This is a genomic window from Arthrobacter sp. P1_B4 (assembly GCF_056406555.1).
The window spans coordinates 24859-46657 of sequence record NZ_JBFTZW010000046.1; the positions used below are offsets into that span (position 1 = coordinate 24859).

A 21799-nucleotide genomic window follows, 5' to 3' on the forward strand; every position below is an offset into this window, starting at 1 on the left:
GGGGGGAATCTCCATGAGTGTCTCTACCAACCCGTCGGCGCGGGGGCGCAAAGCAGCCGCAGCCCCCGCGCGGCGGGTTCGGCGGCTGTCCGGCCGCGACAAAGTGGTGCTCGGCTTGATGGTGGGCATCCCCACGCTGATCCAGCTCGTACTGGTCTGGATCCCCACCCTCATGTCGGTCGGACTGTCCTTCACCCGCTGGAACGGGCTGGAGCTGACCGACATCAAGCCCGCCGGCGTCGAGAACTACCAGTTCATCGCCCAGGATTACCCGCCGTTTTGGCCGGCCATGCAGCACAACGTGCTGTGGCTGGCGTTCCTGGCACTCGTCGCCACCCCGCTGGGGCTGCTCCTGGCCGTGCTCCTGGACCAGAACATCCGCGGCACGCGGATCTACCAGAGCATCTTCTTCGCCCCGGTAATGCTCTCCCTTGCCCTGATCGGGATCATCTGGCAGCTGTTCTACAACCGGGACAGCGGCCTCCTGAACTTCCTGCTTGGCACCGCCGGCACGCCCCAGGCCGTCGACTGGTTCGGGGATTCCAGCGTCAACATCTGGGCAGCCCTCTTCGCCGCCACCTGGCGGCACGCCGGCTACGTCATGATCCTGTACCTGGCCGGGCTCAAGGGCGTGGATCCGACCCTGCGCGAGGCGGCCCAGATCGACGGCGCCAACGCGGTCCAGACCTTCTTCCAGGTGGTATTCCCGGCCATGCGCCCGGTGAACGTCATCATCATCGTCATCACCGTCATCGAATCCCTCCGGGCGTTCGACATCGTCTACGTGATCAACCGCGGCACCAACGGGCTGGAACTGATCAGCGCCCTGGTCATCCAGAACCTGGTGGGCGAAGGGCAGGTGATCGGCATCGGCTCGGCGCTGGCCGTCATCCTGCTCGTCATCTCGCTGATCCCCATCACGTTTTATCTCTCCCGCGCATTCGGAAAGGACAAAGAGGCATGAGCATCGCCCATCCAACCGATGCCGCCGCGGCCGGCAGCCCGGCAGACGCCCGGCAGCGCAGCTCCGGCCCAGGAAGGACCGGCCCCCGCCCCGGCCGCCCGGCCAACAACAAGCAGGGCAAGAAGCACTACGGCACCCACGTCTTCCTCATCGTCATGGCGGCGATCTGGCTCGTACCCCTGGCCTGGGCCATTTTCACTGCCCTGCGGCCCAAAGCTGACACCGACAAATACGGCTACTTCAGCACCGGCGGCGCCTTCAACTTCGACAACTTCGCCCAGGCCTGGACACAGGGCGGCTTTTCCCAGCTGTTCTGGAACTCCGTGCTCATCACGGTCCCCTCGGTGTTCCTGATCCTCTTCTTCGCCTCCATGATGGCGTTCGCCGTGAGCCGGGTGAGCTGGAAGTTCAACATCACCTTGCTGATCATGTTCACCGCCGGAAACCTGTTGCCGCCGCAGGTGCTCGCGGCGCCGCTCTTTGAAATGTTCAAGCACTTCGAGCTTCCCTACGCCGTCAGCGATTCAGGGAACCTGCTCAACACCTACATCAGCGTGATCGCCGTGGACACCGCCTTCCAGATCGGCTTCGTGACGTTCGTCCTCTCGAACTACATGAAGGCCCTGTCCCCCGAGCTGACCGAGGCGGCCCTGGTTGACGGTGCCGGCGTCTGGCGCCAGTACTGGGACATCATCCTGCCGCTGTGCCGCCCGGCCCTGGCCGCCATGGGCACGCTCGAGGTGATCTTCATTTACAACGACTTCTTCTGGCCCCTGCTCTTCATCCAAAGCGGAGACCGGCTTCCGGTCACCACCGCGATCAACAACCTCCAGGGCCAGTTCCTCTCCAACTACAACCTGATCGCCGCCGGCGCCATGATCACGGCTGTTCCGGCCCTGATCATCTACCTGCTCCTGCAGCGCCACTTCGTGGCGGGCCTGACCCTCGGCTCCAGCAAAGGATAAACGTGGACAACAGCTCCAACCAGAACAAGGCCATGGACTACATCACCGCCCGCCTCGGCTCCGAAGGCTCCCCGATGCTGGCATTCGGCGGAGACTACAACCCGGAGCAGTGGCCCGAGGAGACCTGGGACGAGGACGTCCGGCTGATGCGCGAGGCCAGCGTCAACCTGGTCAGCGTGGGCATCTTCAGCTGGGCCCTGCTTGAGCCGTCCGAGGGCGTCTACGAGTTCGGCTGGCTGGACCGGGTCCTGGACCTGCTGCACGCCAACGGCATCCGGGTGGACCTGGCGAACGCCACGGCGTCGCCGCCGCCCTGGTTCAGCCACAAGTACCCCGAGTCCCTGCCCGTGACGGCCGACGGCGTGCGGCACAGCTACGGTTCCCGGCAGGCCTTCGCGGCCTCGAGTGCCGAATACCGCCGGGCCGCCGCGGCCCTGACCGAGCAGATCGCCACCCGGTACAAGGACCACCCCGCCGTCGTGATGTGGCATGTCCACAACGAGTACGGCTGCCACAACCAGCCTGATTTCTCGGACGGTGCCGCCGCAGGTTTCCGGCGCTGGCTCGAACGCCGGTACGGCAGCCTGGAGGCCCTCAATGCCGCGTGGGGCACCGCCTTCTGGTCCCAGCGCTACTCGGCCTGGGAGCAGATCCTGCCGCCGCGCACCTCCGGGACCTGGGTGAACCCGACCCAGCAGCTGGACTTCGCCCGCTACTCCTCCGATGAGCTGCTCGAATGCTACAAGGCCGAGGCCGCGATCATCCGCACGCACTCGGGACATCCCGTGACCACCAACTTCATGGGTTTCAACATGGGCCTGCACCAGCCCGTGGACTACTGGCGCTGGTCCGAAGAGATGGATGTGGTCTCCAACGACCACTACCTGATTGCCGAGGATCCGCGGAACTTCCAGGAACTGGCGGCAACCGCGGACCTCACCCGCGGCTGGGCCAAGGGCAAGCCGTGGCTGCTCATGGAGCATTCGACCTCTGCCGTGAACTGGCAGCGGCGCAACATCGCCAAAGCGCCCGGCGAGATGCTGCGCAATTCCCTGCAGCATGTAGCCCGCGGCGCCGACGGCGCGCTCTTCTTCCAGTGGCGGGCCTCGCGGGCCGGCGCCGAAAAGTTCCATTCCGGGCTGCTGCCGCACGCCGGCACGGACACCAAGGTTTGGCGCGAAGTGGTGCAGCTGGGCCAGGCGCTGCGCAGCCTGGCCGAAGTCAGCGGCTCGGTAGTTACGGGCGCGTCCGGCCGGGTGGACGTCGCGATCCTCCACGACACTGACGCCCGCTGGGCCTCGGAACTGGACTCGCACCCGAGCGTGGACGCCTCCAACATCGCCGAAACCAGGCGCTGGCACGATGCCTTCTACCGCTCCGGCATCCCCACCGACTTCCGCCAAAGTACCGATGACCTGTCCGGCTACCGGCTCGTCGTCGCGCCGATGCAGTACCTCGTGAGCGATGCCGGGGCCACGAAACTTGACGCGTACGTGCGCTCCGGCGGCCACCTCGTGGTGACCTATTTCTCCGGTATCGTGGACGAAAATGACCACATCAGGCTTGGCAGCTATCCCGGCGCGTTCAGCGGACTGCTGGGCGTGAAGATGGAAGAGTTTTTCCCGCTGCGCGGCGGCGAAAGTATCCGGCTCAGCAGCTTCGGGGCGGGTACCTGCTGGAACGAATTGGGGCATGCCACCACCGCCGAGGTCCTCGCGGCCGTGGAAGAGGGACCGGCCGCCGGTTCTCCCGCCGTGACCCGTAACCGTGCCGGAAGCGGCCGCTCCTACTATGTCGCCACGTCACTCGCGCCGGAAGGCTTGGGCGAACTGCTCGCCGTCGTCTGCGCCGATGCCAGGGTGCAGCCGCTCGTCCCGGACCTGCCGGCCGACGTCGAAGTGGTCCGGCGCAGCAAGGACGGGACGGACTGGACGTTCTGCATCAACCACGGCGCCCACGACGTCCGGCTGCCGCTGGAAGGCGTGGACCTGCTCACCGGCGCCGAACTCGACGGCGGACTCGGCCTCGCGGCCGGCAGTGTCGCCGTCGTCCGTTCGGCTGCCGCCCGATTGGTCGGCACCTCCGCCAGCCACTCAAACCACTCAAACCTGTAAGGACTCCACATGCTAGCCGCAGCCCGCCATTCCGCCATCCTCGCGGAGGTCCAGCGTGAGCGGATCGTCCGTGTCGCGGACCTCGCCAAGATGCTCGGCGTCTCGCTGATGACCGTGCGGCGGGACATCGAGGCCCTCGACGCGGCGGGCGCCGTGGAGAAGATCCACGGCGGGGCCAAGTTGCCCGGCGGCGCCGGCACCCACGAGCCAGGCTTCGAGCTGAAGGTGACCCAGCTCAAGGACGAGAAGATGGCGATTGCGCAGGAGGCGGCCGCACAGGTGCGCGAGGGCATGGCGGTGGGGCTCAGCGCCGGCACCACCACGTGGGCGCTGGCCCAGCTGCTGTCCGCCGGCCCGCGGATCACGGTGGTCACCAACTCCGTGCGGATCGCGGATGTCTTCCACCAGAGCGCCTCCCCGTCCACCGTGATCCTGACCGGCGGCGAGCGCACACCCTCGGACGCCCTCGTCGGGCCTTTGGCCACTTCCTCGCTCAAACAGCTGCATCTGGACGTATTGTTCCTCGGCGTCCACGGTGTCGACGCCGATGCCGGGTTCACCACCCCCAACGTGCTCGAGGCCGAAACCGACAGGGCCTTCGTCACCGCGGCCCGGCGGGTGGTGGTGCTGGCGGACCACACCAAGTGGGGCACCCTCGGCATCAGCACGATCGCCGGCCTGGAGGACGCTGACGAACTCATCAGCGATGACCTTCTGGGCAGCGAGGCCCGGCGCATCCTCGGCGAGCGCGTCGGCCGGCTCCGCCTGGCCCATACCGGCGACGCCCGGAGCATCAGCGCAGCCAGCCCCGCAGCAGCCACAGGCTGACCGCCCGGCCCCCGCCCACCCAAACCACWACGCCTGGAGCTGCCGTGAACAACCCGGACCTCACCCTTGCCGCCGAGACCCGCTCCCCCGTGGGCGTCCCGGACCTGTCGCCGCAGAATCTGGAGCCGTTGTACCTGCGCCGCTCCGGAACGTCCCTGCTGATCGACTTCAGCACGGGCGAGGCCGCCATGCTGCACTTCGGCGCCGACCTCGGCCCGGCCCTGCCGGATCTTTCGCTGCTGGGCCAGGCCGTGCCGCACTCGGCCCTCGACGTCCCGGTGACGCTGGGCGTGATCCCGCAGGCGTCCTCCGGCTGGCGCGGGCGCCCCGGCCTTCGCGGCCACCGGAACGGCCAGGCGTTCTCGGCCCGTCTGCGTGTTGTCAGTGTTGAACGATCCAGTGCTGAGCTGTCCAGCGCCGGGCGGTCCCGCGGGGCGGACTGCTCGGCCGTCATCACCCAGGCCGACCCCGAGGCCGGTGTCAGCGTCCGCACGGAGATCAGGATCAACGACGGCGGCCTGCTCCAGCTCCGGCACCGGCTCGACAACGACGGCGCCGGCCCGTACAGCCTCGACGAACTCGCAGCCGTGCTGCCCGTGGGCCGCGCCGCCACAGAAATCCTGGACCTGACCGGCCGCTGGTGCCGGGAGTCCCACCCCCAGCGCCTGCCGCTGCGCCAAGGCACATGGGTCCGCTCGGGCCGGCACGGCCGGACCGGCCACGACGCCTCGCTCCTGCTGGCGGCCGGCACCCCCGGATTCGGGCACCGCCACGGGCAGGTCTGGGCCGTGCATCTGGGCTGGAGCGGCAACCACGAGAGCTTCGTTGACGCCGCCGCGGACGGCCGGACCGTCCTGGGCGCCTCGGAACTGCTCGGCACCGGCGAGATCAGCGTGGCAGCGAACGCCAGCTACGAGACCCCGTGGCTGTACGCTGCCTACTCCGCCGCGGGCCTGGACGGCATCAGCGATGCCTTCTACAGCTGGTTCCGCGGGCGCCCGCACCATCCCGGCGTGCGGTCCGGCAAGGCCCGTCCCGTGGTGCTCAACGTCTGGGAAGCGGTGTACTTCGACCACCGCCTCGAGCCCCTGCTCGAACTCGCCGAAGCGGCCGCCGGGCTCGGCGTGGAACGCTTCGTCCTCGACGACGGCTGGTTCCGCGGCCGCCGCGACGATCACGCCGGCCTTGGCGACTGGTACGTCGACGAGGACCTGTGGCCCGAGGGCCTCACGCCGCTGATCGACGCGGTCACAGGCCACGGCATGGAATTCGGGCTCTGGGTCGAACCCGAAATGGTCAACCTGGACTCGGACCTGGCCCGCGCCCATCCGGACTGGATCGCCGGCCCCGCACCCCGGAGCCCCGGGGGGAACCAGTCCGCCGGGGGCAACCCGCCCGACGACGGCGGCCCGGCCGGCCGGCTGACTGGCCGGCTGCCCATGCAATGGCGGCACCAGCAGGTCCTTGACCTGGTCAATCCGGCGGCCTGGCAATACATCTTCGACAGGCTCGATGCCCTGTTGAGCGAATACCGGATCAGTTACCTCAAATGGGACCAGAACCGGGACCTGGCCGAGATGGGCCACGCTGGCCGCCCGTCCGTGCACGCCCAGACTCAGGCCGTCTACCGGCTCCTGGACGAGCTCCGCAAGGCCCACCCCGGCGTCGAGATTGAAAGCTGCTCCTCCGGCGGGGCCCGCGTGGATCTCGGCATCCTGGAGCGCACCGACCGGATCTGGGCCTCGGACTGCAACGATGCCCTGGAACGGCAGACCATCCAGCGCTGGACCGGCGTGGTGGTGCCGCCGGAGCTCGTCGGATCGCACGTTGGCCCCACCACGAGCCACACCACGGCGCGAACGCACGATCTCTCGTTCCGGGCGATCACCGCGATGTTCGGCCACTTCGGCCTCGAATGGGATGTCCGGCGCCTCGACGATGCCGAACGTACCGAGCTTGCCCGAGCCATCGCGCTGTTCAAGCAGTACCGGCCGCTCCTCCACAGCGGGCGCATGGTGCGGGCCGACGAGCCCGATCCGGCCCTCCGGCTGCACGGCGTCGTGTCCCACGACGGTGGGGAGGCCCTCTACGCCCTGGTCTCGGTGGCCACCCCGTTCGCCGAAGTCCCGGGGAAGGTCTGCCTGCCCGGGCTGCTCCCGGACACCGCGTACCGGGTGGAAGCGGTCTACCCGGCGGCCGAGGACCGGCGGGCGTTCCTGCAGGCGGCGCCACCGGCGTGGCTTGCGGGCGGCGTCGAGGCGTCGGGACGCTTCCTGGCCGAATCCGGGCTCCCAATGCCGGTCCTGAACCCGGAACACGGGCTGCTCCTGGCAGTCCGCCGTACCACCGCCGGCGCTCCGGCCGCCGATCCAGCCGCAAACAGCGCACACCCCGTGAGGAACCCCTAGCATGGGCCAGATTACGAAACGCTCCCACAAGCTCTCCGACGGCCGGGACATCATCTACTTCGATGATGCCGATACCGTCCTGCCCCCGCACCGGGGCGAGGATCTCCGCGCGCCGGCGGTCCGGCCGCCCACGGCCACCATGCGCCAGGACGTCCTGACCGGGGAGTGGATCTCGATCGCGGCCGCCCGGCAGAACCGGGTGGTCCTGCCGCCCTCGCACCTGGACCCACTGGCCCCGGCGTCGCCGGAGAATCCCTCGGAGATTCCGAGCCTCTACGACGTCGCCGTCTTCGAAAACAAGTCTCCCTCCTTCGGGCCGGACCTGGCGGGGGCCGCCGCGCCGGAAGGCCTGGATGACCTCGCCCGGGTAGGGCTGGGGCGCAGCCGGCAGTCCGTGGGCCGGTGCGAAGTGGTGTGCTTCTCCCCGGAACACACCGGCTCCCTGGCGGGCCTGCCCCTGTCCCGGATGCGCACAGTGGTGGAAGCCTGGGCGGACCGGACGGCCGCGCTGTCCGCGCTGCCCGGCGTCGAACAGGTCTTTCCGTTCGAGAACCGCGGCGAAGCGATCGGCGTGACGCTGCACCACCCGCACGGACAGATCTACGCCTACCCGTACATCACGCCGCGCACGGCCCAGTTGGTCCGCACGATCGAAAGTTACGGCGGCTCGCTGTTCGAGGACATCCTCAGCTTCGAGCAGAAATCCGAGCGGGTGCTGATCCAGGGCGAGCACTGGACGGCGTTTGTCCCGTTTGCGGCGCGCTGGCCGCTGGAAGTGCATATCCTCCCGCACCGGCACGTCCCGGACCTCGCCGCCACGACCGACGAGGAACGCGATGAGTTCTCCCTGCTGTACCGCCAGCTCCTGCGTGGCGTCGATGCCCTCTACGACAGCCCCACGCCGTACATTTCGGCGTGGCACCAGGCTCCCGTCCACGCCCACCGGGACGACATCCGGCTCATGCTGCAACTGACCTCGCCCCGCCGGGAGGAGGACAAGCTCAAGTACCTGGCAGGGTCGGAAGCCGCGATGGGGGCATTCATCGCGGACATCCCGCCGGAAACGGCCGCCGCCCGGCTCCGCGACGCCATGGAGGCAGCATCGCGGCCACCGCGTACAGCAGGGCTCGAGCCATTCCGTACAGAACTCCCGGCAACAGAACAGGAAGCAGCCCAGCCATGAACGAGGTCCTTGAACGGGAAAGTGGGTACTTTTCCAGTGAGTTTGGGGGCGCGCCGGACGGCTTGTGGTCGGCGCCCGGGCGGGTCAACCTGATCGGTGAGCACACGGATTACAACGAGGGCTTCGCGTTTCCGATCGCGATCGACAAGCGCACCACGGTGGCGGCCCGCGTCCGCGCAGACCGTCTGCTCCGGGTCACCAGCAGCTCTTTCCCCGGCGTCATAGAGGTAAGCCTCGACCGCCTGGAGCCGGATAGCCTCACCGGCTGGGCCGCGTACCCCCTCGGCGTGGCCTGGGCGATGTCCCGGGCGGCAGCCGGCGGCGCCGGTTCCGACGTCGCGTCCGGTTCCGCAGCCGGTTCCGGCGTCCCGCCCGGGATGTCCGGCCTGGACCTGGCGCTGACCTCGGATGTCCCGGCCGGCGCCGGGCTGTCCTCCTCCGCCGCCATCGAATGCGCGGTGGCCCTGGCCCTGAACGATCTCTGGGGCTTGGGGCTGGGCAGGCCCGAACTGGCACGGATCGGCCAGCTGGCCGAGAACCGGGTGGTCGGCGCGCCCACCGGCATCATGGACCAGTCGGCCTCGCTCCTGGGTGAGCCCGATCATGGCATCCTGCTCGATTGCCAGAACCTGTCGACCGAGGCGGTTGCCCTCGGCTTCGCCGGTGCCGGGGTGGGTCTGCTCGTGATCGACACCCGCACCAGCCACTCCCATGCCGACGGCGGCTACGCCAGCCGCCGCCGTTCCTGCGAGGACGGCGCCCGACGCCTGGGCGTCGGCAGCCTGCGGGCGCTGGGCCCGGCCGATCTACCCCGCGCCGCAGCACAGCTCGACGGACAGACCTACCGCCGGGTCCGCCACATCATCACGGAAAACCAGCGGGTGCTCGACACCGTGACGGCACTGCGGACCTCCGGCCCCGCCGCGATCGGGCCGTTCCTCAACGAATCGCACGAGTCCATGCGCGACGACTTCGAGATCTCCACCCCTGAGCTCGACCTCGCCGTGGCCAGCGCGCAGGGATTGGGCGCCATCGGCGCGCGGATGACCGGCGGCGGTTTCGGTGGCGCAGCCATCGCTCTGGTCCGCAACGACGGCGCCGCAACGGTGGCCGCGGGAGTTACCCGCGACTTCGCCCGGGCCGGGTACGCGGCCCCGCACATCTTCACCGTCACCGCCTCCGAGGGCGCCCGCCGGGAACTGTAGCCCGGAAGGCCCCCAGGTCGTTATGCCCGCACGAGGCGGGCGGCGTCGGCCAGAAGTTCCACGGAACGGAGCCGGGGTTCGGTCCCGGTGCTCTGGTGCGCCACGATCAGTTCGTCGGCGTCGGCGTGCGCCGTGAACTCCTCGAGGTACGCAAGAACGGCCTCGGGGGTGCCCACCGCGGAGTACTTCATCATCTGCGCCATCTGCTGGCCCTGGGGCGAGTCCAGGATCATGTCCGCCTCGTCGTCGCTAAACACGCGGCCATTGCCGAAGAACAAGGAAACCCTGGCCCGCTTGGTGGCCTGGAACATCGCCTGCGCCTCAGCGGCGGAATCGGCGGCAATGACATTGACTCCGGCGATCACGTGCGGCGCCTCGAGCTGCGCGGAGGGCCGGAATTCGCGGCGGTAGACCGCCACCGCATCCTGCAGCGCGTTGGGCGCGAAGTGCGAGGCGAACGCATAGGGCAGGCCCAGCTGGGCGGCCAGCCTGGCGCCGAACAGGGAGGAACCCAGGATGTACAGCGGCACGTTGGTGCCCTTGCCCGGGGTGGCCTCGACGCCCTGGATGCGGGTGGGGCCGCTCAGGTAGCCCTGGAGCTCCAGGACGTCCTGCGGGAAGCTGTCCGCCGACATCGGATCGCGGCGCAGGGCGCGCATGGTGTTCTGGTCGCTGCCCGGCGCCCGGCCCAGGCCGAGGTCGATCCTGCCCGGGTGCAGGGTCTCAAGCGTGCCGAACTGTTCCGCGATGGTCAAAGGGGAGTGGTTGGGCAGCATCACGCCGCCGGCGCCGAGCCGGATGCTGGAAGTGTGGGCCGCGACGTGGGCGATCAGCACACTCGTGGCGGACGAGGCGATCGCGGACATGTTGTGGTGCTCGGCGTACCAGATCCGCCGGTAACCCCGGTCCTCGGCGAGCTGCGCCATGGCCACGCTGCCGGCGAAGCTATCCGCCGCCGTCTGGCCCGGGCCGATGGTAGCGAGATCAAGAATGGAAAGCGGAACAGTCACGGAAAAGCCGGCCTTTCGTAGCGGAGCAGTGTGCGGGCCGGAGTTTGGACTGCGGTCCTGGGTGGCACCGGGTTTCCGGCGCGGGCACACTGGGGTCAACGACGGCGGCCCCCGGGATATTTCTGCGGGCGGCTCAGGGGCACGAGTAGTTGTAGTCAAGGCCCCCCGAGATGTACTGCGTCATCGAGACGCGGCTGTTCGAGGTGAGTCCGGGGCGGGCGCAGTTCGCCTTGGCCCCGGCCGCCGATCCCGCTCCAGCGAGCCAGCTCGGCAGTCCTGCCAGCGGGCTGGTGAACTTCACGCTCCCGGCGATCTCCCCCCACTGGTAGGCGGTGGAGTAGAGGCCCACGCGGGCGCCGATCTTCTTGAAGTAGGCGGCCATACCTTCCAGGACGGCGACGTTGGCGGCTTTGTCTTCCTGCCAAGTGTTTTCCGTTTCCACATCCAGCCACCAGAGGTAGGACTGCGGGTTGCTGACCCCGCGGCGCTTGGCGTCGTCGGACGCCTTGGCCCACCCATACATATAGGAGCAGGCTTTGAGCGACCCCAAGGCGCAGTTGCCGTAGGGGTTTGTGACCTTCACCCCGTTGTAGGTGTTCAACATCGGCCACCAGGACCCCTGCCGGGCGGGGTTGGCCGTGTTGACGTACAACGCCACCCTCGGCTGCGCCGTGGCTGCCGGGGACTTTGCGGTCTTGGCCCAGGCCAGCTGGCTTGCCAGGCACGGGTTCGTGTTGTTGGCCAGGCCATGGTTGACGCCGACGATCGCGAAGACCGGCTGCTTTGGGAGGGTCTTCCCGCATTGCGGCCAGGACACATCGATTCCGGGTCCCGAGGTACTGGCCGTAGCGGCCGATGCGGGGCTTCCGCCCAGCAGGACAAGGCCGAGGGTCACGACAAAGGCCAGCACGATGCGCGGGAGCGAGTTGGGCATGCCACAGTCTAAGGCATAATTTCCAATCGTTAGCGTAAATCCGAAGGGCGCATATCCTCGGACCGGACGGCCGCTGCTCACGGCCCCGCATCGCCGGGGCGGGGACGCCCCGTTAGGAAACCTTGGAATAGTCAGCAGGCTGAGGATGTTCTCTTCCCTATGAGCCATGACAAAGCACAGCATCCGGAAAAATCCGCCACGATCGCCCTAAAGGACCTGGCAACCGTCCGCCGGCTGGGCTTTGGCGCCATGCGGATCGTCGGCGACGGCGTCTGGGGCGAGCCGGCAGACCGCGCCGCGGCGGTCGCCGTGGTACGCCGCGCCGTGGAGCTTGGCGTCGACTTCATTGACACCGCCGACTCGTACGGCCCCAACATCAGCGAGGAAATCCTCGCCGAGGCGTTGCACCCCTACCGGGACGGCGTCAAGATTGCGACGAAGGTGGGATTCACCCGCACCGGACCCAACGCCTGGGTTCCGGTCGGCCGGCCCGAATACCTGCGCCAGCAGACGGAACTGAGCCTGCGCAAGCTCAAGGTCGACGCCCTCGACCTCCTGCAGCTGCACCGGATCGACCCCAAGGTGGACCGCGAGGAGCAGTTCGCCGTGCTGCGCGATCTGCAAAAGGAAGGCAAGGTCAAGGCCCTCGGCCTCTCCCAGGTCAGCGTGGAGGAACTGGAGGAAGCCGGGAGGTACTTCACGGTCTCTACGGTGCAGAACCGCTACAACCTCACCGACCGCAGCTCCGAGGACGTCCTCGAGTACGCCGAGGAGAACGGCATCGGCTTCATTCCGTGGGCGCCGATCTCCGCCGGCGAGCTGGCCCGGCCGGGCGGACCGCTCGACGAGGCTGCGAAGCGGCTGGGCGCCACGACTTCCCAGGTGGCCCTGGCCTGGCTTCTGCGCCGGTCCCCCGTCATGATGCCGATCCCCGGCACCGGCTCCGTCAAGCACCTTGAAGAGAACCTGGCCGCCGCCGGCGTCGTCCTCGACGACGCCACCTATGCGGAACTCAAAGCGACCCGCTGAACCGCGCCGCTTCCCATATTCACCTCATCCACCGTCCGCCGGCCCTGCCGGCAGAACAGGAGCAACACCATGGCTAAAAATATTCTGATGGTTGTCTCGGCAGCAGATTCCCTGACAATGCGCGACGGCAGCGACCACCCCACCGGGTACTGGGCCGAGGAGCTCGTCGTCTCCCACCGGACCCTTCTCGACGCGGGCCACACCGTGCACATCGCCACGCCGGGCGGCAAGAAGCCGACGGTGGATGAGGTGAGCCTCGCGGCTGAGTCCGCCGGCGGGCAGGACCGTGCGGATAGCTTCCGCCGCTACATCGATTCCCTCGACGCCGAACTGTCCAACCCGCTGGTGCTGGCCGACGTCGACGCCTCCGCCTACGACGCCGTCGTGATGCCGGGCGGACACGGGCCCATGGCCGACCTCTACCAGGATGCAGATCTTGGCCGTCTGCTGACGGCCGTCAACACGGCCGGCAAGATCATCGCGCCGTTCTGCCACGGCCCGGCCGGGCTGTTGAGCGCCACGGACGACGACGGCGCGTTCACCTTCGCCGGACGCCGCCTCACCGTTTTCACCAATGAGGAGGAGCTGGGTGGCGGCACGGGACCCAATACACCGTGGTTCGTGGAGGACGTCCTGGAGGAGAAGGGCGCGGTAGTGGAGAACGGCGCGGCCTGGACGTCTCATGTTGTGCGGGACGGAAACCTCATCACCGGGCAGAACCCGCAGTCCAGCGAGGACGTGGCCAAGGAGGTCCTCAAGGCCCTCGCCGAATAAGCCACGCTTAGCCGGGTCCGGGAACCCCGGACCCGGCTAAGCTAACCGCATGGCCATCAAATCCACTGCAGACAAAGTCGCCACGATCGTCCAGGGCTACACCCTGGACGGCCCGACGATCGAGCTCGGCGCGGCGATCGTCGACGGCGAACTCCACAAGGAAGCCTCCGTCCGGCTGCCGCTCGCGATGATGAACCGGCACGGCCTCGTGGCCGGTGCGACAGGCACGGGCAAGACCGTCACGCTGCACATGATGGCCGAACAGCTTTCCACCGCGGGTGTGCCGGTGTTCCTGGCCGACATCAAGGGCGACCTCTCGGGTCTGGCCACCGCCGCCACGGGCACAGAAAAACTCCTGGCCCGCACGGAGAGCATCGGCCAGGCCTGGTCCGGCAAGACTTTTCCGGTGGAGTTCCTGGCCCTCGGCGGCGACGGCAAGGGCATACCGGTCCGCGCCACCATCACCTCCTTCGGCCCCATCCTGCTCTCCCGCATCATGGACCTGAACGAGACCCAGGAATCCAGCCTGCAGCTCGTCTTCCATTTCGCGGACAAGAAAGACCTGGAGCTGATCGACCTCAAGGACCTGCGGGCCGTGATCCAATTCCTGACGTCGGCCGAGGGCAAGGACGAACTTGAGGAACTAGGCGGCCTCTCCAAGGCAACCGCCGGCGTGATCCTGCGCGAACTGATCACGCTCGAGGCGCAGGGTATGGAGAAGTTCTTCGGCGAACCCGAGTTCGACACCGCGGAACTGCTGCGTACCGCGCCGGACGGCCGCGGTGTGGTGAGCTGTCTGGAGCTTCCGACGCTGCAGACCAAGCCCATGCTCTTCTCGACGTTCCTCATGTGGCTGCTGGCCGACCTCTTCGAGGACCTGCCCGAGGCCGGGGACCTCGACAAGCCCAAGCTCGTGTTCTTCCTCGATGAGGCCCACTTGCTGTTCAACGGCGCCTCGAAAGCCTTCCTTGACGCGATCACCACCACCGTCCGGCTCATCAGGTCCAAAGGCGTCGGAATTTTCTTCGTGACGCAGACCCCCAAGGACGTCCCCGCCGACGTCCTCGGCCAGCTGGCAAACCGCGTGCAGCACGCCCTCCGCGCCTATACCCCGGAGGACGCCAAGGCCCTCAGGGCCACCGTCTCCACCTTCCCGACCAGCGACTACGACCTCGAGGAGACCCTCACTACCGCCGGCATCGGCGAGGCCGTCATCACAGTCCTGAATGAGAAGGGCGCGCCGACCCCGGTGGCGCTGACCCGGCTCCGCGCCCCGGAGTCCGTGATGGGTCCCAGCACCGACGAGCTGATCTCCAGGACCGTCGCCGCCTCCGCCCTGCAGCCCAAGTACGGCACCGCCGTCGACAACATCTCGGCGTACGAGAAGATCGCCGCCGCAGGCGGCGACCGCACAGGCGCCGCCCCCACCGGGCCGGCGGCCGGGACCGCACACCACGGCGGCGCCCGGGACGGCGGCAGCCAGCAATCCGCCCAGGACGGCGGTTTGGACCCCGGCGCCATCGACGCCGAAGCCCGGCGGATCGAGGAGGAAATCCTTGGCCGCCCCAGCAGCCGCCCCGCGCCGGCGCCCAGGACGCCCGACGATGACAACGTGGCCGAGCGGCGCGCCCCCCGGCCGGCGCAGCCGCCGGCCGGGGGTGGCGGGGGCATCGGCGGCGAACTCGCCGGGGCCCTGGGCGGTGGCCTCCAGAGCATGGCCCGCTCGCTGGGGACCCAGCTTGGCAGGGAACTGCTCCGCGGCGTCTTCGGCACTTCCTCCAAACGCCGCCGCCGCTAGGGATCACCGCGGCGGCATCCAACCGAACGTCCCCGGCCCGCGGGCCGGGCGGCCTTCAGCCATGCTCCGCGTCACAGATGCGGACCGTGACACCGGGATTCCTGTGGGGTACAGGTAACGTAAGAATGGTGCAGATGAGTCAGGCGTTGGTCAAAATCGCAGCAGTGTGGCTGCTGGGACTGATGCTTGCCGTCGCCGGCGCCATCGTGTCGATCAATCTGGTGAACGACTCCATTGCAGGGCCCCAGCAGCCAGTCCGCGAATATTTGAGTGCCCTGCAAAAGGGCGATGGCGAAAAGGCGCTGGGCCTGTTGCGCGCCTCCGTGCCACAAAGCAACCCGGCGATGCTCGACGGCACGGCCCTGCAAACCGCCGCGGCACGCATCTCCGACGTCAAGCTTGGCGCCGCGGAAGAGCGTGGTGCCAATCAGGTCATGGTACCCATGGAGTACACCGTCGACGGCAACAAGCTGCGGACCGAATTCCTGTTGGAGCGCTCCGGCACCGAGTGGCTGTTCTTCCACAAATGGTCTTTCGTCCCCTCTGAACTGCCCGTCCTGGACGTCACCGTGGTCAACTCCAGCGAGGCCACCCTCAACGGGGTGCCGGTGAACATGCCCAACGGCCGCAACTCCTTCGCAGTCTTCTACCCGGGCGAGTACGAGGCGACCCTGAACGGCCAGTACTTCTCCGCCCCGGCCACCCGCGCCACAGTGTCGGCCGCGGACGCGCCTCCGGCATCGCTGAACCTGCTGACCGAGGCCACGGGCGCCCTGAAGGAGGCCGTGAGCGGCAAGGTCAAGGAGTTCCTGGACTCCTGCGCGGACGAGGCCGACAAGCAGCAGAAGCTGCAGCCCAACTGCCCGTTCTACCACGCCACCAACAACCGCGTGATGGACGGAACCATCGACTGGAGCATCACGGACTACCCGAGCGTCAGCATCGAGCCGTTCGGCGGCCGCTGGGTGGTGGCGCCCCTCGACGGCAAGGCCCGGATCAAGGCCCGCCAACAGGATCTGTTCTCGGGCGCCGTGTCTGAGATCGACTCCGTCCACGATTTCAGCTTCACGACCCGTCTGGACATCGACGGCGACACCGTCAAACTCACGCCGCAGCTGGACTACTAGTACCCGCCGGGACTCCCCGGCCGGAGGCCCGAAGAAAGCCTAAAGGCTGCTGTCCGTGACGCAGGGTCACGGACAGCAGCCTTTAGGTCAGCCTTGGCGCAGCGGCTCAGTCCATTCCGCGCAGGTCCAGGACCAGCTCGGTGTCTCCGTCGGCCTGCAGGAGCACGGGGATTCCCCAGTCCTGCTGGTAGAGGTGGCAGGCCGCATGGTCCGGGATCTCGCCGTCGGCGTCTTCGGACCCGTCACAGGCCGCCGCGCGGGCGGTGATGTGCAGGACGCCCTCGGGGACGTCGGAGGAAAGCTCCAGGGTGCGCAGGAGCCCCACGGACGTCCCGCCGCCGGAGACCAGCAGTTCGGGGGGTGTGGACGAGATCTTCAACTGGGTGGGATCGCCCCAGCGGTCGTCCAGCTTCTGACCGGTGGGCGCCGTGAAGCGGACCGCCAGTTCGAGCGGGCCAGGCGCCACAGGGCTCTTGGGCCGGTGGGTCTGTGCCGCGCCCTCGTCCACCTGCTGGGCTTCCTTCGGGATGGGCACGTACACGAGCTGGTGCTTGTTGGCCTCGACCACCACCAGCAACGGCTCGGATCCGGCGACCTGGGTGTGGTCCACAATCACGTCCGAGGGCTCGGACAGTCCGCGGGCCAGTGTGGAGACCGTGCCCGTTGCGGGGTCGTAGCGGCGGACTGCGCCGTTGTACGTGTCCGCGATGGCCACCGAACCGTCAGGGAGCACCGTGACGCCGAGCGGGTGCTGCAGCCGCGCCTCCGCGGCGGGGCCGTCGCGGAAGCCGAAGTCGAACAGGCCCTTGCCCACCGCCGATTCGACGGTGATGCTGCCGGCGTCATCAATCACGAGTTTGCGCAGGGCGGAGGTTTCGGAGTCAGCCACCCAGATGTTGCCGTCCGCGTCTTCGGCAAGGCCGGAGGACTGGGCGAACCAGGCTTCAGCGGCCGGGCCGTCCAGGAGCCCTTCGAGGCCGTTGCCGGCGATGATCTTTACGGCGCCGGAGGTCGGGTCGAAGCTGAAGATCTGGTGCACTCCCGCCATCGCCACCACCACGGCGTTGAGCTTGGTGGACCAGACGACGTCCCACGGCGAGCTCAGGGACACCGCGAGCGGGTCCGCCTCGAGCCGGGTACCGTAGGCGGCGCCTTCCTCGTCCACGCGGGCCGGGCCGGTTTCCAGCAGCCGCTGTACGCCGTTGCCGGCCAGCGTCCGGACGGTGCCGTCCGCGAGGGACAGCCCGCGGAGCCGGTGATTCACGGAGTCGGCAATGACGACGTCGTAACCGGCGGCCGCGGCGACATCCTCGGGCAGCAGCACCAGGCCCTGCGGTTCGTTGAACCGGGCGGTGGCGGCGTTGCCGTCGGCGTGGCCCTTTTCGCCCGAGCCGTAAGTGGCCAGCACGGTCTGAAAGTCGGTAGAGAGTTCCACGAGCCGGTGATGGCCGGTGTCGGTCACCAGCCACGAACCGTCGCCGGCACTTCCGACGCCGCGGCCGGCGGGCAGGAACAGGGCCTTGCCCGGGAAGCGCAGCGTTCCCGACGTCGGTTCCGGCGCCACGTAGGGGCCGTCGCCCCGGTGCAGGGTGCCCCTGGCTTCGTGTTCGGCGATCAGCTCGGGGATCAGGACGGCGAGGCCGTCCGCGTGGCCCTCGCCGGAGAGGTGCGCGACGATGTAGCCCTCGGGATCGATGACCACCAGGGTCGGCCAGGCCCGGGCCGTATAGGCCTTCCAGGTGTCCAGCTCGGGGTCGTCGAGGACAGGGTGGCGGATCTCGTAGCGTTCGACGGCGGCCGCCAGCGCCACGGGATCGGCCTCGTGCTCGAACTTGGGCGAATGCACGCCGACCGTCACGAGGACATCCGAGTACTGCTGCTCGAGCGGGCGGAGTTCGTCCAGGACGTGCAGGCAGTTGATGCAGCAGAACGTCCAGAAGTCCAGCAGCACGATCTTGCCGCGCAGGGATTCAAGGTCCAGGGACTTGCCACCGGTGTTAAGCCAGTTGCGGCCCACCAGTTCGGAGGCCCGGACCCGGAGGTGGGTGCGTACGGTTTCGGTCATGAGCGTCCTTCCAGCTTTGAATTGCGTTCGGCAAGCCTGGCGTCGCGCTCGGCCAGCTTGGCAAACATATCGTTGTAAGCGGTGAGATCGGCGTCGTTATTCCTGTCCGCCGCCCGGTCGGTGCGTTTGGACTCGCGCGCGTCGGAGCGGGACCACATCACGGCGACACCGATCGCTACCAGCAGGGTTGGAACTTCGCCGATCCCCCACGCCACGGCACCGCCCATCTGTTGGTCCAGCAGGGCCGGGGGGCCCCAGGTCCGCCCGAGGTTGCCGAAGTAGTCGGCGGCCAGCAGCCCGGTGCCGCCCATGATGGCGACGCCGAAGAACGCGTGGAAGCCCATAGTGGCCAACAGGAGCAGCAGCCGCATGGGGTACGGTGCGCGGCGCGGCAACGGATCGGTGCCGATCATGGTGAGCACGAAGATGTAGCCGGTGAGGGCGAAGTGCAGGTTCATGAGTTCGTGGCCCACGTGGTCCCGCATCGCGTAGCCGAACGCGTCCGAGTAGTAGAAAAGCACGATCGAGCCGGCGAAGTTGGCGGCCGCGAACAGCGGGTGTGTCACCAGTTGCGAGAACTTGGAGTGGATGAAGATCATCAGCCACTCGCGCGGTCCGCGGGAGCTGTCGCGCCGGGGGGTGAGCGCCCGCAGTGCCAGCGTCACGGGGGCGCCGAGGACCAGGAAGATGGGGGCCACCATGGTCAGGGCCATGTGGTCCATCATGTGCGCCGAAAACAGCACCCTGCCATAGACCGACGGCGGCCCCGAGGTCACGTAGGTGAGGACCACGAGTCCGAGCACCCAGTTGACCGTCCGGAACCAGGGCCACGAGTCGCCCCGCTTCAGCACCCTTCGTACGCCGAGGAGGTAGGACACCAGGCCAAACACGACGACGGCGATCCAGAGCCAGTCGAGCCGCCACTCCGTGAGCCATCGGTCCGGGGTCAGTTCCGGCGGCAGCTCGTAGCCCGAGAGGATGAAGGCCGGCGAAGCGTCGGGTGCGAAAGTGGTGGGCTGCGGCGGGGCGGAACGCCCCAGCGCGACGGCGATCCCGGACGTCGCCCCCATGATGATCAACTCCACAATCACCAACTGCCACAACACCCGGCGCGCGGACCTGCCCATGGCGCGGTTGCCGAGTTGCGGGATGACCCAGCGGCGGTGCATGAGCCCGATGCCGCCCAGCACCAGGACCGCTGCCGTCTTGGCCAGGATCAGTTGCCCGTAGGCCGAGCCGAAGAGGTCTGCCCAAGTGGTGAGGCGGATGCTGGCGTTGATCACGCCGGAGGCGAAGACCAGGGCGAAGGCAAAGCCGGCCAGGGATGAGAACCGGCGCAGGGTCGGCTCGGTGATGTCTGCTGTCCCCGAGGCTGCCCCGGAGGTGCGGCCGCCGGCGCCTGTGCCTTCCAGGACGCCGGAGAGGACTGCGAGCATGATGATGCCGCCTACCCAGGCCGATACGCCGACCAGGTGCAGGCCGAGCGAGTTGATGGCGCCCTCGTGGTCGCTGGAGCTGGAGGAGTGTCCGATCAGGGCAGCGGGAACCAGCCCGATCAGCGAAAGGACCAGCGTCAGTGCCAGGCCGCCGCGGGAGCGCACTCCGAACAGGGCGGTGGTAACGACGGCGGCGATGATGACGACAGCCAGCCACGCGCGTCCGGTTTCGATGTCCGTCATGAAGTACACGAGGGAGCGGGTGAATTCCGGGTCCCCGGAGATGCCCTGCCCCGCAATGTCCGCGTAGCCCAGGACCAGCACGGTGATCGCGGACAGCGTCCAGACGGCGCCGGCGGCCGCTGCCACGGCCAGCGCCCGGGTGAAGGCCGGATGTTCCGGGGCGTCCTGCTCCTTGGACCGGGAGCCGTTCCTGTTTCGCGGCAGGATGCCGACGGCGAAGATAAGGCCGCCGATCACGGTGGCGACAGCGACGTTGTGGATCGCTTTGCTCACCGGAAGCCCCCAGCGCACCAGCGCACCTGGATCTGAGACCTCGCGGGCGGCTGCTGCGCCGGAGAAGATCAGTGCCGCTACCAGGCCAAGAAACAACGCGCCAAGGCCTGCGATCAGCCAAGGCCGGGCAATCCCGGGGGGACCGGAGCCAGGGCCGCGTGCGTCCCCGGGGGGAACGGGCGCTGCGGTTGTGGGCGTGGGATTTACTGCGGAAGGCACACCTCCATTGTCCGCTACGCCGCCTTGCTCAGCGAATCGGCCCCGGCGGCTGGGCCTCCGGGGATCCGTCCAGCCGGCGCGGCCTTCAAGGGCTGCGGATTGGTCGGGAAGGCAGCCCGGCCGGCCTAAGACCGGTTAGGGACCGGTTAGGGACCGGCCGGCCGCTGGCCGGGGACTGGCCGGGGACGCAAAAGGAGCGGCAACCCGAGGGTTGCCGCTCCTTTCAAGCCTGCGAAGAAGACTACTTCTTCTTGGCGACTGCAGCCTTCAGCTTGGAGCCGGCGGTCAGCTTGACGCTGTGGCCAGCGGCAATCTGGATGGTCTCGCCGGTCTGCGGGTTGCGGCCGGTGCGAGCTGCACGGTCGGTGCGCTCTACGGCGAGCCAGCCCGGGATGGTGATCTTCTCGCCCGCGGCGACAGAGGTCTCGAAGACCTCGAACAGTGCGTCGAGCACGGAGTTGACTGCTGCCTGGCTGGTGCCGGCCTTGCCTGCTACCTCTGCAACAAGTTCACTACGGTTCTTAGCCATTTATGTCCTCCTGGACGGTCACGATTTTTGGAGCCTGCACACGGCATGCGTACAAACCACTGTTCGAAAACTTACCAGCTTGGCGCCTCAGAGGTGGCAAATTCCGCGTGTTTTCGGCCTTTTTTGGGGAAAATCACTGGAATCGGGCGCCGATCGCCGTCAAATTGCGCCGAGAGCGGAAGCCCCCTCGTCGGCGCCGTTTCACCCAGTTCCGCCGCCGTCCCCGCCGGCGGACTTTCCGCAGCCAGGAAGCCAGCCCGGGCGCTGCCCGCTGGGCACCGGTCCCATGGTCCTGGCGGGCCGTGAGGGGGGGCCTTGGCGGGGGCGACGCCGGCACCCGTCTTGGATGCCCTGCCGGCTGCCCGGGGGACGTGGGGCGCTCGTGGGGGCCCTGGGACCTGTGTTCTGGCAGGCCGTGACCCGGGTTCGGCTGGGCACGTAGCCGGGGCCCGGCGGGCGGCCGATCCCTCGGGTCCGGGGCGCCGAAGGCACGGGTCAAGTCCTGAATGACGGGTTAAATGCGGGAGGACCCCCACCTGGTGGTGGGGGTCCTCGACCGTTAATGGTGTTCCGGCGGTGACCTACTCTCCCACACCCTCCCGGGTGCAGTACCATCGGCGCTGTGGGTCTTAGCTTCCGGGTTCGGGATGGGACCGGGCGTTTCCCCCACGCTATGACCGCCGTAACCCTTGCTC

Annotated in this window: 16 protein-coding genes and 1 rRNA gene; 11 read left to right on the top strand and 6 right to left on the bottom strand. The window is 68.3% G+C overall.

Translation table 11 applies throughout. The annotated features are described in order from the left end of the window. Positions 1 to 13 precede the first annotated feature (13 nt). From AC1D1W_RS13955 to galK, 7 genes are all read left to right on the top strand, one after another. Complete coding sequence (locus tag AC1D1W_RS13955; RefSeq protein WP_028278192.1) at positions 14 to 964, top strand: carbohydrate ABC transporter permease; 951 nt, start codon at positions 14 to 16, stop codon at positions 962 to 964. Then, positions 961 to 1929, top strand: coding sequence for a carbohydrate ABC transporter permease (locus AC1D1W_RS13960; RefSeq protein ID WP_243180492.1), 969 nt, complete (start codon positions 961 to 963; stop codon positions 1927 to 1929). Before AC1D1W_RS13955 ends, AC1D1W_RS13960 begins: the two co-directional genes overlap by 4 nt. Positions 1930 to 1931: 2 nt before the next feature. Continuing rightward, complete coding sequence (locus AC1D1W_RS13965) at positions 1932 to 4043, top strand: beta-galactosidase (protein WP_476943990.1); 2112 nt, start codon at positions 1932 to 1934, stop codon at positions 4041 to 4043. A 9-nt stretch (positions 4044 to 4052) separates the two neighbouring features. Beyond that, positions 4053 to 4871, top strand: coding sequence for a DeoR/GlpR family DNA-binding transcription regulator (locus AC1D1W_RS13970; RefSeq protein WP_079550600.1), 819 nt, complete (start codon positions 4053 to 4055; stop codon positions 4869 to 4871). Between the two features lie 119 nt (positions 4872 to 4990). Continuing rightward, the gene (locus tag AC1D1W_RS13975) at positions 4991 to 7279 is read left to right on the top strand and encodes an alpha-galactosidase (RefSeq protein ID WP_476943995.1); all 2289 of its coding nucleotides are present in this window, start codon (positions 4991 to 4993) and stop codon (positions 7277 to 7279) included. A gap of 1 nt (position 7280) precedes the next feature. Next, positions 7281 to 8462, top strand: coding sequence for a galactose-1-phosphate uridylyltransferase (gene galT / locus AC1D1W_RS13980; protein ID WP_243180467.1), 1182 nt, complete (start codon positions 7281 to 7283; stop codon positions 8460 to 8462). Next, positions 8459 to 9667 carry a galactokinase gene (galK, locus tag AC1D1W_RS13985; protein WP_476943991.1) on the top strand — a complete coding sequence of 403 codons (1209 nt, stop codon included), beginning with the start codon at positions 8459 to 8461 and terminating at the stop codon, positions 9665 to 9667. The genes galT and galK overlap by 4 nt, the downstream gene beginning before the upstream one ends. A gap of 20 nt (positions 9668 to 9687) precedes the next feature. On the opposite strand, the gene AC1D1W_RS13990 is transcribed toward galK, so the two are convergent. Further along, the gene (locus tag AC1D1W_RS13990) at positions 9688 to 10677 is read right to left on the bottom strand and encodes an LLM class flavin-dependent oxidoreductase (protein WP_243180463.1); all 990 of its coding nucleotides are present in this window, start codon (positions 10675 to 10677) and stop codon (positions 9688 to 9690) included. 133 nt (positions 10678 to 10810) lie between these two features. Then, positions 10811 to 11611, bottom strand: a complete 801-nt coding sequence (locus AC1D1W_RS13995) for a glycoside hydrolase family 25 domain-containing protein (RefSeq protein ID WP_476943992.1) — start codon at positions 11609 to 11611, stop codon at positions 10811 to 10813. A gap of 159 nt (positions 11612 to 11770) precedes the next feature. Here AC1D1W_RS13995 and AC1D1W_RS14000 point away from each other — a divergent pair, with 159 nt between their 5' ends. From AC1D1W_RS14000 to AC1D1W_RS14015, 4 genes are all read left to right on the top strand, one after another. Continuing rightward, positions 11771 to 12640 carry an aldo/keto reductase gene (locus AC1D1W_RS14000; protein ID WP_243180453.1) on the top strand — a complete coding sequence of 290 codons (870 nt, stop codon included), beginning with the start codon at positions 11771 to 11773 and terminating at the stop codon, positions 12638 to 12640. A 69-nt stretch (positions 12641 to 12709) separates the two neighbouring features. Then, a complete protein-coding gene (locus AC1D1W_RS14005) occupies positions 12710 to 13414 on the top strand; it encodes a type 1 glutamine amidotransferase domain-containing protein (RefSeq protein ID WP_243180451.1) in 705 nt (234 codons plus the stop codon). Between the two features lie 49 nt (positions 13415 to 13463). Beyond that, entirely contained in the window at positions 13464 to 15212 is a 1749-nt protein-coding gene (locus AC1D1W_RS14010; RefSeq protein WP_476943993.1) for a helicase HerA-like domain-containing protein, read from the top strand. A 134-nt stretch (positions 15213 to 15346) separates the two neighbouring features. After that, complete coding sequence (locus AC1D1W_RS14015) at positions 15347 to 16339, top strand: hypothetical protein (RefSeq protein WP_243180440.1); 993 nt, start codon at positions 15347 to 15349, stop codon at positions 16337 to 16339. 106 nt (positions 16340 to 16445) lie between these two features. On the opposite strand, the gene AC1D1W_RS14020 is transcribed toward AC1D1W_RS14015, so the two are convergent. The 4 genes from AC1D1W_RS14020 to rrf form a co-directional block, all read right to left on the bottom strand. Then, positions 16446 to 18404 carry an NHL domain-containing thioredoxin family protein gene (locus tag AC1D1W_RS14020; protein WP_243180430.1) on the bottom strand — a complete coding sequence of 653 codons (1959 nt, stop codon included), beginning with the start codon at positions 18402 to 18404 and terminating at the stop codon, positions 16446 to 16448. Further along, positions 18401 to 20575, bottom strand: a complete 2175-nt coding sequence (locus tag AC1D1W_RS14025) for a bifunctional copper resistance protein CopD/cytochrome c oxidase assembly protein (protein WP_476943994.1) — start codon at positions 20573 to 20575, stop codon at positions 18401 to 18403. Before AC1D1W_RS14025 ends, AC1D1W_RS14020 begins: the two co-directional genes overlap by 4 nt. Before the next feature lie 241 nt (positions 20576 to 20816). Next, positions 20817 to 21104: an HU family DNA-binding protein gene (locus AC1D1W_RS14030; RefSeq protein ID WP_011776355.1), complete on the bottom strand. Its 288-nt coding sequence runs from the start codon at positions 21102 to 21104 to the stop codon at positions 20817 to 20819. Between the two features lie 568 nt (positions 21105 to 21672). Beyond that, positions 21673 to 21789 (bottom strand): 5S ribosomal RNA (gene rrf / locus AC1D1W_RS14035). Positions 21790 to 21799: the final 10 nt, after the last annotated feature.

Bases quoted from the DNA above. Each gene is read 5' to 3' on its own strand.
- AC1D1W_RS13955 (WP_028278192.1), top strand. From the start codon at position 14: ATGAGTGTCTCTACCAACCCGTCGGCGCGGGGGCGCAAAGCAGCCGCA.
- AC1D1W_RS13960 (WP_243180492.1), top strand. From the start codon at position 961: ATGAGCATCGCCCATCCAACCGATGCCGCCGCGGCCGGCAGCCCGGCA.
- AC1D1W_RS13970 (WP_079550600.1), top strand. From the start codon at position 4,053: ATGCTAGCCGCAGCCCGCCATTCCGCCATCCTCGCGGAGGTCCAGCGT.
- galT (WP_243180467.1), top strand. From the start codon at position 7,281: ATGGGCCAGATTACGAAACGCTCCCACAAGCTCTCCGACGGCCGGGAC.
- galK (WP_476943991.1), top strand. From the start codon at position 8,459: ATGAACGAGGTCCTTGAACGGGAAAGTGGGTACTTTTCCAGTGAGTTT.
- AC1D1W_RS13995 (WP_476943992.1), bottom strand. From the start codon at position 11,611: ATGCCCAACTCGCTCCCGCGCATCGTGCTGGCCTTTGTCGTGACCCTC.
- AC1D1W_RS14000 (WP_243180453.1), top strand. From the start codon at position 11,771: ATGAGCCATGACAAAGCACAGCATCCGGAAAAATCCGCCACGATCGCC.
- AC1D1W_RS14005 (WP_243180451.1), top strand. From the start codon at position 12,710: ATGGCTAAAAATATTCTGATGGTTGTCTCGGCAGCAGATTCCCTGACA.
- AC1D1W_RS14010 (WP_476943993.1), top strand. From the start codon at position 13,464: ATGGCCATCAAATCCACTGCAGACAAAGTCGCCACGATCGTCCAGGGC.
- AC1D1W_RS14015 (WP_243180440.1), top strand. From the start codon at position 15,347: ATGAGTCAGGCGTTGGTCAAAATCGCAGCAGTGTGGCTGCTGGGACTG.
- AC1D1W_RS14020 (WP_243180430.1), bottom strand. From the start codon at position 18,404: ATGACCGAAACCGTACGCACCCACCTCCGGGTCCGGGCCTCCGAACTG.
- AC1D1W_RS14030 (WP_011776355.1), bottom strand. From the start codon at position 21,104: ATGGCTAAGAACCGTAGTGAACTTGTTGCAGAGGTAGCAGGCAAGGCC.